General features: G+C 65.2%; 2 protein-coding genes. Both read right to left on the reverse strand.

Annotated features, from left to right (window positions below):
* Positions 1-939 (reverse strand): YifB family Mg chelatase-like AAA ATPase (locus J2S96_RS20105; protein WP_306867658.1); only part of this gene is annotated, 939 nt, incomplete at its 3' end.
* A partial coding sequence (locus tag J2S96_RS20110) for a YraN family protein (protein WP_306867661.1) occupies positions 939-1,247 on the reverse strand: 309 nt, incomplete at its 5' end. The genes J2S96_RS20105 and J2S96_RS20110, both read right to left, overlap by 1 nt.

Genomic DNA, 1,247 nt, shown 5'->3' on the forward strand with positions numbered 1-1,247 from the left:
TGCCTCGTCGAGGAACAGGACGCCGCGGTGCGCCCGTGATGCCGCCCCGGGGCGCGGCAGGCCGGAACCACCGCCGATGATTGCCGCGGCGGTGGCGCTGTGGTGTGGATTCTCAAAGGGCGGCCGGCGCAATAGCTGCACCGAGTCAACATGGACAGCCGAGAGCGAATGGATTGCCGTGACTTCCATGGCTTCCCGGTCCCCCAGGTCCGGTAGCAGCCCTGGGAGCCGCTCGGCAAGCATGGTCTTGCCCGCCCCGGGAGGACCGCAAAGCAGCACGTGATGTGCCCCGGCTGCCGCTACCTCCAAGGCGCGCCGGGCATCGCCCTGCCCCGAAACGTCACAAAGATCCGGAACAACCGCGGCACCGACGTCCTGATCTCCGGCGACGTCACCGTCGGCCGGTTCATAATCCAGGGCCAGGTCCTGCGGATCCGCCCCGAAATCGAACGCAAGGCGGGCCAAGGTTTTGTAGCCGCGGACCACCGCGCCCGGAACCAACTCCGCCTCGGCGACATTTGCCTGGGCGACCACAATCTCCGGATGGCCCGCTTGAACCGCGGCCATGACCGCCGGCAAAATCCCACGGACCGGCCTCAACCTGCCATCCAGGCCCAATCCGGAGATGAAGACCGTGCCTTCGGTGGAACGGATATCACCTGCAGCGCGTAACACTGCCATGGTGATCGCCAGGTCGAACCCTGAACCCCGCTTCGGCAGCGACGCCGGAATCAGGTTTGCGGTGATTTTTCGGCGACTCAGCGGGATGCCCGAATTCTGCGCCGCAGAACGGATGCGCTCCTTGGCCTCGTTCAGGGAAGCGTCCGGCAGACCCAGGAGCACGAAACTTGGGAGTGTCTGTCCGATGTCCGCTTCGACCTCCACAATGAAGCCGTTCAGGCCCAGCAAAGCGATGGAGTAGCTTCGGCCCACACCCACTAGCCCACACCCCTGAGGTGCTCGAGCTGTGGCTCGCCCGACCCGTCGTCGATGACGCCCACCACGTCCACGCGACGGCGCGCGGCGCGTACCTCGTGATCACGGCACCAGGACAAAGCCAGCCGGTGGAGCCGCGCGAGCTTGGCAGCTCCAATGGCTTCAAACGGATGGCCGTAGTCGAGGTTCCTCCGGGTCTTCAACTCGGCGATCACCAACGTGTCGCCGTCAAGGGCCACGATGTCGATTTCGCCCTCAGGGCATCTCCAGTTGCGGTCCATAATCCACATTCCCTGGGTTTGGAGAAACCC

Origin of the sequence: Arthrobacter bambusae (assembly GCF_030812595.1) — a bacterium.
Taxonomy (GTDB): domain Bacteria; phylum Actinomycetota; class Actinomycetes; order Actinomycetales; family Micrococcaceae; genus Arthrobacter; species Arthrobacter bambusae_B.